Genomic DNA, 15149 nt, shown 5'->3' with positions numbered 1-15149 from the left:
GTGAAACGCAAGTGACGATCCAACCACTATTGGAAATAATGGAACAGCTGGAGGCCATCCATCTCGAATTGGTCGAATTGGCCAAGGAGAAGACGCCGATTCTCGTTCGGGGCGATATCGAGTCTTTGAACGCCTTGATTCATAAAGAGAACAAGCTGGTCAGAAAGGTAAGCGAGTTGGATCGGATTCGTGTACAGCGAACAGGGGAGTATTTAATATCGCGCGGTTACAACCCTGACCCGCGGGTTAAGGTGACTGACCTGATCAAGATTATTTTCAAAGCGGACGAGAAGGTTGCGCTCATGGAGGCACAGCGGAAGCTGGCAGGTGTACTTCAGGAGCTCAAGCGGCTGAACGAAGCGAACCAGAAGCTGATCCAGCAGTCGCTCGATTTTATCAACTTTTCGGTAGATTTGCTTGTAGACGATCCGAATCAGGATATGTTCTACAAAGCACCGGCATCTCCGCCAGGCGGAAGATCCAGAAACGGCATGTTCGATACCCGGGCGTAGGCTCGACTAAGGAGTGACACACAAATGGCTTCTACGTTTCACGGCATTGAGACGGCGCGGCGCAGCTTGTTTACGCAGCAGGCTGCTTTAAATACGACAGGGCACAATATTGCGAATGCGAATACGGAAGGGTACTCGCGGCAGCGGGTGAATATGCAGGCTTCGCTGGCTATTGACACTCCCGGGTTTACGCGGAACAACGTTCCGGGGCAGCTGGGGACGGGTGTGGAGTTTGCTTCGATTACGCGTGTACGGGAGAAGTTTCTTGACGACCAGTTTCGGAACGAAAATAAGTCTCTGGGAAGCTGGGAAATTCAAGCGGATACATTGGATAAGCTGGAGACGATCATGAATGAGCCGTCGGAGAACGGTATACGGACCGTTATGGACGAGTTCTGGAAATCGTGGTCGGACCTTAGTAAAAATCCTGAGGACGTAACAGGACGCAAAATCTTACGCGAGAATGCGATGGCACTTGCGGATGCCTTTAATCAAGTCAGCAAGCAGCTCTCCGATCTCAACAGCGATCTCACGACAAACATCGGTGTAAAGGCTACTGAAATCAACTCGATGATCACTACAATTGCAAGTCTCAATGCCCAAATCGTCAAGGTAGAAGGTATGGGAGATAGCGCAAATGATCTAAGGGATCAGCGGGATTTGCTGACGGACAATTTGTCCAAAATTGTTAACATTACCGTTACGGAAACTCCTCAAGGATACACCATTAACATGGGGACGACCAACCTTGTTACGGGCTCGACGGCCACGCCGACTTCTGTTGCAGCTCTAGAGGACGCGGTCACAACCGGCGCCTTGAATAGCGGCGAAGTATACGGAATGATTTATTCCCGGGATCAGTATGTAGAGGACTACCAAAATCAGCTCGACGTATTGGCTAACAGCCTGGCTAATGGTGACGTAACGATCACGCTTCCTGCAGGTACGGTGCTGCCGAATAATACGACACTGACGACTTCAAACGGGCCTGCAACTTACTCTGGAACCGTATTGCAGCGGACGCTCGGAACTGACACGGTAGTCACTGTGCAAGGGATTAACGGGTTACACAAGTTAGGATATTTGTTTACGAATCCGGCTACGACCGGGGGCGATATTTTCACGGCGAAGGCGGGCTCAACCGGCGTTACTGCGTCAAGCATTGAGTTGAATCCGGCGATTAAAGCGGACGCCTCCTTAATCGCGACATCGATGAGGGTCACGGGAACGTCGCCTAACGAAACGACGGTTAAAGGCAATAATACATTAACCATTTTAATGTCGCAGATGAAGGATTCGAAGTTTGCCTTTGCGGGCGGTACTTCGGGCAATGGCGTAACGAACGGCACTTTGGACGACTATTTCCGTTCCATTGTGGGGCAGATGGGTGTCCAGGCACAGGAAGCCAATCGGCAAACGAAAAATCAGCAGCAGCTCGTCGATCAAGTCGATTCCAGGAGACAAGCGGTTAGCGGCGTGTCCTTGGATGAAGAGATGGCCAATATGATTACGTTCCAACACGCTTACGGAGCGGCCGCCCGTTTCATGACGACATACGATCAGATTCTCGACAAACTGATTAACAGCACCGGCGTGGTCGGCCGTTAACACATAGGAGGATAAACGGATGGCTATTCGCGTGACTCAAGGGATGATGCATTCCCAGCTGCTTAGAAATGTCAACAACAATCTGGATCGGCTCCAAGTGAATCAAGATATATTATCGACAGGCAAGAAGATTAATAAACCCAGCGACAGTCCAGTAGGTATTACGTATGCGCTGCGCTACCGCAGTGAATTGTCTATGAATGAGCAATACCAGAAAAATATTGATACGGCTAAATCCTATGTCGAGCATACGGACACAATTCTCGGACAGGTCAATGATTTATTTCAACGGGCAAATGAGCTTACTACACAGGGCTTGAACGGGACAAATCCGCAAACGGCGCTCGATTCCATTGCTACGGAACTAGGGCAGATTTATGAGCAAGCTGTAGTGCTCGGTAATGATCAATTGAACGGCAAATTTATTTTTAACGGTCAGAAGACGGATATTCAGCCTTATCACAGCGCAACGGCCGCTGCTGATACACCCGATACCTATACGATTAATTATCAATTTGCCGCGGGGGTAACGATTCCGATTAACGTAACAGGTGAAGAGGTTTTCGGTGCTCCGGATGCTGCAGGTACTACGGATAACTTGTTTACTGTACTGAAGGGGCTGGAAAATGCCTTTAAGGCCAACGACAAGACGAAAGCGGCGGACCTCTTTGAGAAATTAAAAACACGTATGGATAAATTCCTGCAAGTTCGTGCAGAGGTTGGGGCACGTACGAACCGTATCGAACTGATGGAGAGCCGTATTCAGGACCTGGAAGTGAGTTTGAACGCTCTGGATGCCAAGGTTGAGGATGCGGATATGGCGGAGACGATCACAAAGCTGAAGATGGATGAGAATGTGTACCAGGCTTCGCTCTCTGTCGGCGCAAAAGTCATTCAACCAAGTCTTATTGACTACTTAAGATAAGCTGAAACGAGGGGATTCCCTGATGATCGATCTTCGACTCTCCATTCGCCAAACCTTCGGTCAAATCGGAATCCAGACGAATGAAGGCTCCGTCAGCATGGAATCAACCCGAGGGGAGATGCAAATTCAGCAGCCTCCGGCCAAAGTGGAGATGCAGTCCCCTGCGGCTGTGCTAACGATCGATTCTTCGGCGGCCTGGGACGCTCTAGGGGTAGGTCCAAATTTGGCGACAATGAGCAGAATATACAGCCAGTCGTCCAGCATTGCTCTTCAGGCTATTGCGAAGATCGTGGCTGACGGGAACCGCATGGCGCAAATCACGAACCCCAACAATGCCTTTGCTGAGCTTGCTGCCGACGTGTTTGAACGGGAGTCCCCGATTCAAATCGCCGGTGAGCCGGGTTACAATAACGTTAAGGTGCAAATCGAGGCACAGAAGCCGACCATAGACATTCAAGCGCAGAAGCCCGTTATTCAGTACACACCGGGAAATGTAAATATACAGTATACTCCCGGTAATGTAGACATTTATATGAGACAACAGAATTCCATTAAGATCTCCGTAAGTAGGTATGATATATTTCAATAATAATTCGTGATGCTATAGCGAAAGCTATAGCATTATATGTTAAAGGAGTGATTTTCCGGTGTTGGATTTTCTACATAATCGGGTTATTCAATTTCAGGGTAACATATTAGGATTTGAACAGCTGAATGAGTTCGTTATACAGATTGTTGAAGAAAACGGACCCTATGCCTACCTGCAAAGTACGGAGGACGAGCACATCGGGTTTCTTGTGGCGGCGCCGTTCGCATTTTATAGCGACTATGCGTTTGAAATTGACGACAGCGACAGGAACCACCTGCAATTGAACGCGCCGGACGATGCAGCCGTAGTAGCCATTGTAACTATACAGGAGCCTTTTGAAAGCTCCACGATGAATTTGTTGGCGCCAATTGTAATCAATGTCAAGACAAGCCAAGGTAAGCAAATCGTTCTTCCGCCAAAGACTACATACAGCACCAAAGAGGCTTTATTCCGCACTCCAATCCAGGAGAAGGAGGAAACGGCTAGTGCTAATTCTGACACGTAAGAAGGGGCAGTCGATCATTCTCAATAAAGACATCGAGATCTTGATCTCCGCGATTGACGGCGATCAGGTCAAGATCGGGATTAATGCGCCGAGGGATGTGAATGTCCTGCGCAAAGAGGTCTATGAAGCTGTGCAGAAGAGTAACAGGGAAGCAGTGTCCGGGAAGATGGACCTATCTGAGCTCAAAAACTTAACGAAAAAAGCGGATAAATAGCGGAAAAATTTTTCGAAAAACTATAAAGTTCGTTGCCTTTCCTGTCGATATATAGGAATGTAAGGCTTAAAGCCTACTCCACAAGGAAGTGGACATTCCAAATTTCAGGGAGGAAACAGAACCATGATTATCAACCACAATCTTAACGCAATGAACGCACACCGCAACCTGAGCTTCAACAACATCCAGCAAGGCAAGTCCAGCGAGAAGCTGTCCTCCGGTTACCGCATCAACCGGGCAGCTGACGACGCAGCAGGCCTCTCGATCTCCGAGAAAATGCGCGCTCAAATCCGTTCCCTGGGCCAATCCCAGCGCAACACGCAAGACGGTATCTCCCTGGTACAAACAGCTGAAGGTGCAATGAACGAAGTATCCGACATGCTGACTCGTATGAAGGAGCTGGCTACTCAGGCTTCCAACGGTACGTACAACACGTCCGACCTGACTTCCATCCAGAACGAGTACACTGCACTGTCGAACGCGATTTCCAACATCGCATCGAACACCAAGTTCAACGGTATTAACCTGTTGAACAGCACTAACTCAGTTACAATTCAAGCTGGTGATACTTCCAGCATGACAGTAACTGTATCGTTGCAAAACATCAGCAGCGTTTCGTCTTCCGTCGGCGCAGTAAGCTCGCAAAGCGCGGCTTCCTCCGCACTGGCTTCGATCGACACGCAAATCGGCGTAGTCAACGCAGCACGTTCCGCACTGGGTGCCGCTCAGAACCAGCTGGAGCATACTTACAACAACCTGGGCGCTACGAAAGAAAACCTGCAAGCTGCCGAGTCCCGCATCCGCGATACCGACATGGCAGACGAAATGATGACTTACACGAAGTTCAACATCCTGCAGCAAGCTGCCAACTCGATGCTGGCACAAGCCAACCAAGCTCCACAAGGCGTGCTGCAGCTGCTCCGTTAATTCATCGCCAACAAGAGGAAGGGTCCATTTTCGAATGGGCCCTTTTCTTTTCCTATGGAGGATATATGACTACTTTCAGCGTTTGTCTTATCGTGAAGAATGAAGAAAACAACATCCGCAGAGTTCTGAGGAGTATCCCGAAAAGCTGCGAGGTGATCGTCGGGGATACTGGGTCAACAGATCGCACGAAAGATATAGCGAGAAATCTCCGTGCGAAAGTATTCGACATCCCCTGGAATCACGACTTCGCCGAAGCCCGAAACGCAGCGGCGGCATTCGCGAGCGGTGATTATATCTTATTTCTGGATGCGGATGAAGAACTGCAAGCGGGAGCGGAGTCTGCTCTTAAGGCTTTCGTTAGAAAGCATCCGAAGCAGGCTGGCGCTGTGGCAATCCGTAATCTGATCGGTGATGAAGTACATGTGCATTTGATGGCGCGATTTTACCCGAATAATGGGGAATTTCAATATGCGGGGAAGGTACATGAAACGATCTTCAAAGGGGATCAGCCGGCGCCATGTTTGAAAACAGGTGTGACTATTCATCACTATGGATATGATCACGGCGTATATGAGGCCAAAGGTAAGGCGGAGCGGTATTTTCAACTCTATGAAAGCTGCCTTGCTTCGGATCCTAACAATGGATATATGCTGTATCAGTTAGGGAAGCTGCATTTTTCTTTAAAGCAATACGAACAAGCTGAAGCGGTGTTAAATAAAGGCGTACTTTTGGAAGAAGAGCAACAGCTTTATTTTCCGGTTATGCTGGTCATGCTGGGATATACATTGAAGAATTTGAATCGAAGTCAGGAAGCGGAACTGCTATTGGAGAAATACGCAGCTAAGTATAGTGATTTTCCCGATCTCCCGTTCCTCCTTGGGCTGCTTGCCATGGATACAGGAAAGCTGAGAGAGATCGAGACTTATTTTCTCAGAGCTCTTGCGATTGGTGATTCGGATATCTATACATCGGTTCATGGAACCGGCACATTCAAAGCAGCCTATAATCTAGGCGTTTACTACGAAATCACCGGCCAAACAGATAAGGCCTTCCAATATTACCGCAAGGCAGCTCAATATCAATATGCTCCTGCTAAACAGAGATTACAGATATTGCGAAAACATCTATAAAAAAAAAATCGCTCCATGACGATATAATGTATAGATATTCTTTAAAGTGAACGGGAGGGAATGTGCATGGTCATGCGCATTGGAGGAATGAGTTCCGGCCTAGATATCGATGCAATGGTAAGCGATCTGATGAAAGCGGAACGCATGCCGCTCGATAAGTTAAAGCAGAAGCAGCAGAGCATGACTTGGAAATCGGATGCCTACCGTGAAATCAATACGAAGCTAGCCAGCTTCCGCGATTTGGCGAACAGCATGAGATTCTCGGCAAACTGGAAAACCACGAAGGTCACGACATCGGATCCGAACGTGGTTACGGTGTCTTCGAGCGATTCTGCAGCAGTGCAGACAAGATCTATTTTGGTTCAGCAACTCGCTAAAGGTGCTGTTCTTACTTCGACAAATCCGGTATCGTCCAATTCGTTAGTGGCAGGCAGTGCGCTAAGCTCCAGCACAACTATTACATCAGGCGCTAATGATCAATTTAATGTAACCTTGAACGGCAGTACGAAGACGATTACTTTAACGGCTTCGGGTTCGCCTTATACCGAAGTGCAATTGAAAAACGAGGTGCAAAAGCAACTAGACGCTGCTTTCGGCGCGGGACAAATTACGGCTAGTCTTGATGCGTCCAATCAATTGGAGCTCAAACCGAACGGTACTGCGGGAAATCTCCCGCAATTAATCGTTGACAGGACTGGTTCCAATACCGGTTTATCAAACTTGGGCTTCTCGGCAAAACAATCTTTCAAGATTAATGTGGATGTGCCGCTTAATCAAGCCGGTAATCCGTTGGCAACGCCGATCAGTGCTCCAAGCGGTGCAAAATTTACCGTCAATGGCGTGGAAATTTCGTATCAAGCAACGGATACGCTTCAGTCGATTATGCAGCGAGTGAACAGCTCAACAGCAGGCGTGAATATGTCATATGATTCTATTACCGATAAAGTGACCTTCACATCGAAAGCGACCGGCGTCGCTTCGAAGGTAGAGTTGGCGGACGTGACGGGGAATTTTATTTCGGCCATGGGTCTAACCACATTATCCGCAGCAGGTCAGGATGCTAAAGTCACTTTCGATGGAAGTGCGACACCAACCTACTACAGCTCCAACTCATTTACCAACAACGGAGTCACTTACACGTTATTAAACACGAGTGCAAGCGCAGTTACTGTTGCCTCGACTAAGGATACGGATGCGATCTTCAACAAAATCAAAGATTTCGTTGCGAATTATAACAATACGTTGACCCTCGTGAATAAAAAGCTGACCGAAGTGAAATACCGGGATTTCCTTCCTCTAACCGACGAGCAGAAAGATGCGATGAGCGAATCCGACATCAAGAACTGGGAGGAGAAAGCAAAGAGCGGATTGCTCCAACGCGATGACATTTTAAAAAGTGCATCCACCAATTTCCGGCAAATGATCAATGCTAAAATAAACACGTCGAGCACATTTGATAGCTTGTTCAAGATAGGCATTACAACGACTTCCTTCTCGGGCAATGCCTCCACTTATAATTCGGTGACCGCAAATACGATTGTGTTGGATGAGAATAAGCTTAAAGCGGCGATTGCTCAGGATCCGGACGGTGTGATCAGTTTATTCTCCCGTCAATCCGGTTTAACGAATCCCACGATCAATGACGACGGTATCGCACAATCGATGTATAAAGAAGCGACCAGCCTTATCGATCGTCTGGTTGACAGAGCCGGGGGAACGACAACTGCGAATGACGATATTACCACAACAGTTGGCTTGCAAATTCATAACCTAGATTTAGATATTGAAGACATGGAATCTCGTTTGCTCAAGAAGGAAGACTACTATTATCACAGATTCACATTGATGGAGCAAGCTATACAAAAAGGCCAGGCCCAGCTGTCGTGGCTGTCAAGCTTGCGCTAAGGAGGGAGAGCCGAGATGATGGATGGGGTTAATTTTAATGGGAATGCCGCTGCGACATCAATGACCGGGATAGGTAGGGTGGAATCAGTGGCTTCAACGGAAAAGGAACCTGCAGCTACAGTAGAATCTCGCTCGCCATCCGCCCCTCAGCTACCAGCACCTAGGACTAACTCGGAATCGGCCTTCTCGGAAGAAGATGTCAAACGAGCGATTGAGAAGGCGAACCGAGCCATCATGGGGCCTCCAAAAAAATTTGAGTATTCCGTGCATGAATCTACGGGCAACATTGTGGTTAAAGTCATCAATTCCGAAACGAATGAAGTCTTAAAAGAATTGCCGCCAGAGAAGCTGCTGGATATTGTAGACGGTATTGTTGAGTCGGCCGGTGTTATTATCGACGAAAAGAGGTAAGGCAAACATGAATCCGCAAGCACAGAATTTATACCTCAGAACTCAAGTCAATACAGCCACGCCAGGCGAGTTAACTCTTATGCTCTATAACGGAGCAGTGAAGTTTATGAAGCAGGCCGGGGAAGAGATGAGGAAGAAAAATATTGAAGGCAAGCATATGAATATTATGCGAGCTATGGATATTATCGATGAGCTGAGAATTACATTGGACTATAAATACGAAATTTCCAATAATCTCTCGGCATTGTATGTGTTCATTCAAGAGAAATTGCTGGAAGCAAATATGAAACTTGATCAAGAAGCGCTGCAAGTGGCCATTCGTTTAACAACGGAATTGAGAGATACATGGGTGGAACTCTTGAAGGTGGTTAAAACTGAAACAAGTTCCCCAACAGCAAGATGAACAAACAGTCCCAATATGAGAGCTTGTTTGAGCAGTTGAGAGACTCAGCACAATCCATTCTTGTTTGGCTCGATGCTGAAGATGACGATCGGCAAGCGGAAGAAATAACGAAAATTCAGTTAAGGCAGGAAGACCTGCGCAATCAAATTGACAGTATGGCGCAGCAAACGGCTCAGACACCAGCAGTGAAGAAGCTGATTGCAGAATGCATTGCTCTTGAATCAGAAGCAAATCTGCGTATGCAGGCGCTTAAGCAATGGCTCAGCGAGCAAATCGTAGATATGCGAAACGGCGTCAGAGTGCGAGATGCTTACCAAAGAAGATTACCCCAGTACGAAGGTTATTTTGTTGATAAGCACAAATAAGAAAACACCCTCCACAAAAGGAGGGTGTTTTCTTATAGGTCTCTGACAAACGGAAGACTCCGAAAGTGTGGAGCACGATTCAATAATTTGGATTTCATGGCATTCCTCTTCTGAGGATCAGTACTGTGAGTGCAGTAGAGAACATACAAGGCAACGTGCTCGGGAGCAAGTTCAATAGCCTGCTCAATGAATGCAAGTGCTTGTCCAATTTCACCAAGGCTTATATACAGGTAAGCTAAGTTTTCATATCCTTGTGCATCCAGGATTTGATGTTCGAGCAGAACAGCATAATAGTCTACGGCGAGCTCGAACTGCCTTTGCTCATAAAAGAAATTCGCAAGAGAATTAATCGCTTCGGGTGATTGCACCAAGGAAATGAGCGACTCATATTCTTGATGATATCCGAGTTGGAAGAGCTCCTTAAGTATGCCTTCTAAATAAGGGGCGTCAACCGATTGTAATGATTGCTCCTCATTACGGAGGAACAGCAGCATGGGGTGCGCAGGTTGCTTGTCTAATAGCTTGTTCAGGAAATCGGACTCTTTCCAAACCAGGTAAGCAAGAGTAAGAAGCATGTTATAATCATTGATCACTGAATCGGGTGCAGGTAAATGGTAATGATTCTTGAACAATTCTCGATCTCCTAGCAGTAAAGCAACGTGCATATGATCCAATTGCCCAAGTGGAATTTCTTTTTTTGCACAACGATTGTAATAGTGAGCTGCCAAGTCGGCTATTCCAACCCTACAGGATACACGTAAGAGATACGCGCTATGTTCGGCATTTCCTGAGTACAAGCGATCAAGCATGTTTATGATTTCGGATGCTTCTTCGGAGCCTTTAAGTATAGTCAGTAATTTTGTAAGTAGCTGAAGGTCGCTATTGTTTGATTTTAACGCACCTGACAGGTGATAGACAGCCTGAGACCAGTCATGCCGTATCATATAAATTTGGGCTAAATATTTATGAGGCAGATACGATGCATAATCCAACTTTACCAGCGTGCTAGGGAGTTTTCTCTTCTCTCGGGATAGGGCCTGTTCAATACAAGTCTTCAGCTGAGCTTCTGCCAGTTCGGCAAAGCCGGCCGCCATATATAAATGGCCCAGTAAGAAAGAGAAATCAGCATATTCCGGCCAGAAGTCCAACGCCTCTTTAATGGCGGTATGCGCTTCCCGTAAGTGGGTAAGCTGCAGCGAAGCATGGATATATCCGTCATAACAGTACGGAGCCCAAATCAGGGTAGGTTTCATCTTCCGCATCGCTTTACCGTAGTAGTATTGTGCTTTCTTACAGTCGTTCATGGAAAGATATTCGTTACCGAGTGTGTAACAGTCATAAGGATCATTAGATTGGAGCTGTTTGAATATCTCCATATTACGATTTGACTTCTTTTTCTCATTGACTATTGTCCTTATGTACCCGGTATGCAAGATTGTTAACGATGTGGAAAGCAATTCCAGTTTGCCTTTTGAGCAGGCAAGTTGTTCGTGAATAGGTCTTTCAAAGTGGATCCCTTGACCGTTAGGGAAAAGTCTTGCCGCACTGGATTCCAGCACTCCGCTTATATTTTGTTCCGTTTCCCCAAGGTAGTTCATGATCTTCAACATGACACCAATGGGCTTGCGAACCTCGTAGTTTTCAAGAAGTTGACGAAAATGGTCTTCTTGTCCGGGCTTTAAGTATTCGTCCGCATCCAGAACGAGGATCCACTTGCCTGTAGCTCTTCGAATAGCATCATTCTTCGCCGCGGCGAAATCGTTAATCCATTCAAAATCATAAACATGAGTAGTATATTGTAATGCAATCGCTTTGGTTTGATCCGTGGAGCCGGTATCTATAATGATCATTTCATCAGCAATTGCTTTTACGCTATCCAGACAGCGGGCTAAAGTTTTCTCTTCATTTTTAACAATCATACATAGGGATAGTAGCTTAGTCATGGAGTCCTCCAGTTAGTACAGCATACTTCTAATATCGACAAATCGTCTATTAATGTTAAATATTGAGGCTCATGAAAATGCAGAACTTTGTCGATATAGAGATTATATGAGTGCTGCAGACTTGGGGGAGATCACTTGATTACAAGCATTGTCATTGCCACTTTCAATAAATTGGAATATACCCAGCAATGTATTGAGAGTATCCGAAGGTACACTGAGTATGGAACGTACGAAATCATCGTGGTCGATAATAACTCGCAAGATGGTACTCGTGCATGGCTTGCGCAGCAGAACGATATCAGAACGATATACAATGATCGGAACTTCGGTTTTCCAAAGGCATGCAATCAAGGCATTGAGATCGCTAAAGGCGATATCTTGTTGTTAAATAACGATACGGTGGTTACGACGAATTGGCTTGTTAACATGCGGACGGCATTGTACAGCAGCGAAAATATCGGTGCTGTAGGAACAGTTACCAACAACTGTTCTTATTATCAGGCGATTGCTGTAAATTATTCAACAATCGATGAAATGCAGAAGTTTGCGGCAGAGTTCAACCATTCTGATCCAAGGAAATGGGAAGAACGGCTCAAACTAATCGGTTATAACATGCTGATTAAGGCAAGTGTTGTTAAAGAAATCGGTTTATTGGATGAGCTGTTTTCACCCGGAAACTTTGAGGATGATGATTACGGGGTTCGGATCCGTTTAGCCGGATATAAGCTGATTTTGTGTAAAGACACGTTTATCCACCATATAGGAAGTGCTTCGTGGCGTGAAGATATGGGGAAGTTCAATGCTTTGCTGGTGGAGAATCAACAAAAATTTATTACAAAGTGGGGTTATGACTCGGATACGGCTTACCGTATTAGACTGGACCCTGTACAGGTCATTGACTTCCCGTATGATAAACCGATTCGAATTTTGGAGATTGGCTGCAAGGCGGGCGGAACTTTACTGTTGTTGAAACATACTTATCCGGAAGCCGAGCTTCACGGGATAGAAACGGACGAGATTCTCGCCGGCTTGGCTGCGATGGTTGGTAGAGTAACTTCTGGCGAGCTGAAAGCTGCAATTGAAGCATATCCGGATCATTATTTTGATGTCATACTCGCTCCTGCGGATGTAAAGGCAAGTTCGATTTCGTTACTGGATGCGGTGAAGCGCAAGCTATCGCCGAACGGTCAGCTCATCGCAGAATTCCCTAATGCGGCTCATTACTCGGTGTTCAAACAGCTTCTGAAAGGCGTGGTTCCAGCCGAAAGAACGGAACGATTCACACTTGAAGAGGTACAACAATATATCCAGCCCCTTCAGTTCCGGGATGTTCAATTCTATGAGGGTTCGGATGTTGTTTTGCTTGAAGAGGACAAGGCGTTAATTAGCAGTCTAGTTCAACTAACTCATCCGAGCAGAGCAAGACTACTGGAGGTAAGCAGATTTCTTGTCGCCGCTTCAGACCGAGATCCAATAGTATATGCATTAGAACAGCTACTTTCTCAGATCAATGTCGACAAGAATGTTGAGAAACTGCAAAAGTTCCAGGCGGATCAAGTCATTGAAGCCATATCTTCACGTTTTCCGGCTCATGAGACGATCGTCTTGAACGTGCTGGCAGTGCTCTTGATGGATCGAAAGCAAGTAGAGCAAGCTATGCCTTATCTCCAGAAGGCCTTCGAGTTAGATGGAAGCAATCCGCAAACGTTACTCAATCTCGGTGTGTCCACATACCGCTTGGGTCAAGCGGAATTAGCCTTGGAGTGGCTGAGTCTCATTCCGGAGAAGGATGCGGCGATGCTTCGTTGGATCGAGTCAATCGAGAAAGAAATAGAGATAGCGACCATCGATAAATATATGGTTAAAAATCTGCTGAGACGGATTGAACAGAATGTAGAGCGGGAAGCAAGCATCCAAACACTTGCCCAATATTTGCTGAACGAACTAACAACTTTAGATAAAATCATGCAAGTGGCCCAAAATGACCTTATTCATCCTGTAGATACGCTCAACTTGCTTATGGAAAGGGTGCAGCTTCTTGAATCCCAATAAGATATGTTTCATATATTGCGTGAATGACGAAATTAAGTTTGCAGAATCCGTCAAATACTTGGAACAGCTCTATATTCCGCAAGGCTTCGAGATCGAAGTCCTCAAAATAGACGACGCCCGGAGTATGGCATCGGGTTACAATTACGGAATGAAGCAGACTGATGCGAAATATAAGGTTTACTTGCATCAGGATCTTCTTATTATCAATCGCAACTTCATTGCGGATGTTGTGGGATTGTTTCAGAGCGCACCCAACTTGGGGATCGTCGGGGTTACGGGATGTAAGACGCTACCGGTAAATGCAATATGGTGGGAATCGTTAAGTACATTTGGGAAAATTTACGAAAGTCATACCGGCAAGATGGAATTACTCGCGTTCCAAGAGGTACGTTCGTCCTACGAGAAGGTATCCGCATTGGATGGACAAATTTTGATTACGCAGTATGATGTAGAGTGGAGAGAAGATCTTTTTAAAGGCTGGCATTTTTACGATGTTTCACAATGTATGGAGTTTGTCAAGGCAGGCTACGAGGTCGGAATTCCGAAACAAGAGCTGCCGTGGTGCATACATGATTGCGGAGCGGGGATTAATAACGGACTTTCCAGTTACAATCGATACCGTGAAATATTCCTGAAAGAATATAAAACGATTATGCATCCTTACACCCCCGTGCTACCTCGTAAGGATGAGAATTTCAGAGTCGTCGCTCTGATTGCTTCACACAATGATGGAGATGTCATCTATCATGTTATAGGTGATTTGATCCAACAGGGGGTAGAAGTTTATCTTTTAGACAACGCATCAACGGATAACACGGTTGAAGAAGCGAGTCGATGGTTAGGGCGAGGACTTCTGCACATAGAAAGGTTTCCGGAGGATGCCGGATACCCGTATCAGAGCGAAAAGGAGTATATGTGGTATCACATTCTTCATCGTAAAGAATTACTGGCGAATACGTTGGATGCCGATTGGTTCATTCACCATGACTCTGATGAATTTAGAGAATCGCCATGGCCCAATATTCCTTTAGCTGCGGCAATTGAGATGGTGGACATGGCAGGATACTCGGCAATTAATTTTCGGTTGTTAAACTTCCGTCCTACGGATAATGACTTTCAACCTGGGAATGATGTTCGCGAAGCCCTTGCCTATTTCGAATTTGGGGAGTATTTCAACCGCATTCAAATTAAAGCTTGGAAGAAGACGGAGCACCCTGTAAGTTTTGCGGAAAACGGAGGGCACCGTGCGGAGTTCCCAGATCGCAGGATATATCCAATCGACTTCCTGCTGAGGCATTATCCAATCCGGAGCCAAGAACACGGTTTGAAGAAAATTTTCCATGAACGTAAGAGTCGATTCAACCAGGCGGAACGAAACGGTCGAGGCTGGCATTTTCAATATGATCATGTGCAAAATGAGGGACACACCTTTATACATGACAAGCATTCACTCATACTGTTTGATCCGATTCTAACAAGACTTGCAATACTCGATGAGATGAACTTTTCGCAGTCAGTACAAATTGAAATAGAACGAGCTGTTCAGCTATTAGAAGCAATTAATGAATATGAAATCGGATCTCTCCTACGTGAACGATATCTAAAAGTCCGGTGAAAAAGTCCGCGTAAAGCAGGCCTTTATCACGGGTTTGTCGAATTT

At 46.2% G+C, this 15149-nt stretch carries 15 protein-coding genes; 14 read left to right on the top strand and 1 reads right to left on the bottom strand.

All coding sequences use genetic code 11. From position 1 onward, the window contains the following. Positions 1-11: 11 nt before the first annotated feature. The 12 genes from ACFFK0_RS10600 (at position 12) to ACFFK0_RS10545 (ending at position 9494) form a co-directional block, all read left to right on the top strand. Positions 12-512, top strand: a complete 501-nt coding sequence (locus ACFFK0_RS10600; protein WP_377470146.1) for a flagellar protein FlgN — start codon at positions 12-14, stop codon at positions 510-512. 24 nt (positions 513-536) lie between these two features. Next, positions 537-2120 carry a flagellar hook-associated protein FlgK gene (gene flgK / locus ACFFK0_RS10595; RefSeq protein WP_377470145.1) on the top strand — a complete coding sequence of 528 codons (1584 nt, stop codon included), beginning with the start codon at positions 537-539 and terminating at the stop codon, positions 2118-2120. Positions 2121-2139: 19 nt separating this feature from the next. Then, on the top strand, positions 2140-3045 hold the full coding sequence (flgL, locus tag ACFFK0_RS10590) for a flagellar hook-associated protein FlgL (protein WP_377470144.1): 906 nt from the start codon (positions 2140-2142) through the stop codon (positions 3043-3045). A gap of 22 nt (positions 3046-3067) precedes the next feature. Continuing rightward, the gene (locus ACFFK0_RS10585) at positions 3068-3634 is read left to right on the top strand and encodes a DUF6470 family protein (RefSeq protein WP_377470143.1); all 567 of its coding nucleotides are present in this window, start codon (positions 3068-3070) and stop codon (positions 3632-3634) included. Between the two features lie 58 nt (positions 3635-3692). Continuing rightward, positions 3693-4139 carry a flagellar assembly protein FliW gene (fliW, locus tag ACFFK0_RS10580; protein WP_377470141.1) on the top strand — a complete coding sequence of 149 codons (447 nt, stop codon included), beginning with the start codon at positions 3693-3695 and terminating at the stop codon, positions 4137-4139. Next, entirely contained in the window at positions 4120-4353 is a 234-nt protein-coding gene (gene csrA / locus ACFFK0_RS10575) for a carbon storage regulator CsrA (RefSeq protein ID WP_377470140.1), read from the top strand. Before fliW ends, csrA begins: the two co-directional genes overlap by 20 nt. Before the next feature lie 123 nt (positions 4354-4476). Then, positions 4477-5280 carry a flagellin N-terminal helical domain-containing protein gene (locus ACFFK0_RS10570; protein WP_377470139.1) on the top strand — a complete coding sequence of 268 codons (804 nt, stop codon included), beginning with the start codon at positions 4477-4479 and terminating at the stop codon, positions 5278-5280. Positions 5281-5345: 65 nt separating this feature from the next. Then, the gene (locus ACFFK0_RS10565; protein ID WP_377470138.1) at positions 5346-6410 is read left to right on the top strand and encodes a glycosyltransferase; all 1065 of its coding nucleotides are present in this window, start codon (positions 5346-5348) and stop codon (positions 6408-6410) included. 66 nt (positions 6411-6476) lie between these two features. Beyond that, positions 6477-8315 carry a flagellar filament capping protein FliD gene (fliD, locus tag ACFFK0_RS10560; RefSeq protein ID WP_377470137.1) on the top strand — a complete coding sequence of 613 codons (1839 nt, stop codon included), beginning with the start codon at positions 6477-6479 and terminating at the stop codon, positions 8313-8315. A gap of 15 nt (positions 8316-8330) precedes the next feature. Next, positions 8331-8726, top strand: a complete 396-nt coding sequence (locus ACFFK0_RS10555) for a flagellar protein FlaG (protein WP_377470136.1) — start codon at positions 8331-8333, stop codon at positions 8724-8726. A gap of 7 nt (positions 8727-8733) precedes the next feature. Further along, on the top strand, positions 8734-9129 hold the full coding sequence (gene fliS, locus ACFFK0_RS10550; protein ID WP_377470135.1) for a flagellar export chaperone FliS: 396 nt from the start codon (positions 8734-8736) through the stop codon (positions 9127-9129). Then, positions 9126-9494 (top strand): hypothetical protein, encoded by a 369-nt coding sequence (locus ACFFK0_RS10545; protein WP_377470134.1) that lies wholly within the window; start codon positions 9126-9128, stop codon positions 9492-9494. The genes fliS and ACFFK0_RS10545 overlap by 4 nt, the downstream gene beginning before the upstream one ends. A 32-nt stretch (positions 9495-9526) precedes the next feature. Here the strand turns inward: ACFFK0_RS10545 and ACFFK0_RS10540 are convergent, their stop codons facing one another. After that, complete coding sequence (locus tag ACFFK0_RS10540) at positions 9527-11437, bottom strand: tetratricopeptide repeat-containing glycosyltransferase family 2 protein (RefSeq protein ID WP_377470133.1); 1911 nt, start codon at positions 11435-11437, stop codon at positions 9527-9529. Between the two features lie 135 nt (positions 11438-11572). Between ACFFK0_RS10540 and ACFFK0_RS10535 the strand changes: the two genes are divergently transcribed. Then, complete coding sequence (locus tag ACFFK0_RS10535; protein WP_377470132.1) at positions 11573-13489, top strand: glycosyltransferase; 1917 nt, start codon at positions 11573-11575, stop codon at positions 13487-13489. Further along, positions 13476-15104, top strand: a complete 1629-nt coding sequence (locus ACFFK0_RS10530) for a glycosyltransferase (protein WP_377470131.1) — start codon at positions 13476-13478, stop codon at positions 15102-15104. The genes ACFFK0_RS10535 and ACFFK0_RS10530 overlap by 14 nt, the downstream gene beginning before the upstream one ends. Positions 15105-15149: the final 45 nt, after the last annotated feature.

The organism is Paenibacillus chartarius, from assembly GCF_042432825.1.
Classification (GTDB): Bacteria; Bacillota; Bacilli; order Paenibacillales; family NBRC-103111; genus Gordoniibacillus; species Gordoniibacillus chartarius.
The sequence above is the reverse complement of the archived record's forward strand: the minus strand, read 5'-3'. Positions and strand labels throughout refer to the sequence as shown.

Bases quoted from the DNA above. Each gene is read 5' to 3' on its own strand.
- ACFFK0_RS10545 (WP_377470134.1), top strand. From the start codon at position 9,126: ATGAACAAACAGTCCCAATATGAGAGCTTGTTTGAGCAGTTGAGAGAC.
- ACFFK0_RS10570 (WP_377470139.1), top strand. From the start codon at position 4,477: ATGATTATCAACCACAATCTTAACGCAATGAACGCACACCGCAACCTG.
- fliS (WP_377470135.1), top strand. From the start codon at position 8,734: ATGAATCCGCAAGCACAGAATTTATACCTCAGAACTCAAGTCAATACA.
- ACFFK0_RS10555 (WP_377470136.1), top strand. From the start codon at position 8,331: ATGATGGATGGGGTTAATTTTAATGGGAATGCCGCTGCGACATCAATG.
- ACFFK0_RS10585 (WP_377470143.1), top strand. From the start codon at position 3,068: ATGATCGATCTTCGACTCTCCATTCGCCAAACCTTCGGTCAAATCGGA.
- fliD (WP_377470137.1), top strand. From the start codon at position 6,477: ATGGTCATGCGCATTGGAGGAATGAGTTCCGGCCTAGATATCGATGCA.
- flgK (WP_377470145.1), top strand. From the start codon at position 537: ATGGCTTCTACGTTTCACGGCATTGAGACGGCGCGGCGCAGCTTGTTT.
- flgL (WP_377470144.1), top strand. From the start codon at position 2,140: ATGGCTATTCGCGTGACTCAAGGGATGATGCATTCCCAGCTGCTTAGA.
- ACFFK0_RS10565 (WP_377470138.1), top strand. From the start codon at position 5,346: ATGACTACTTTCAGCGTTTGTCTTATCGTGAAGAATGAAGAAAACAAC.
- ACFFK0_RS10540 (WP_377470133.1), bottom strand. From the start codon at position 11,437: ATGACTAAGCTACTATCCCTATGTATGATTGTTAAAAATGAAGAGAAA.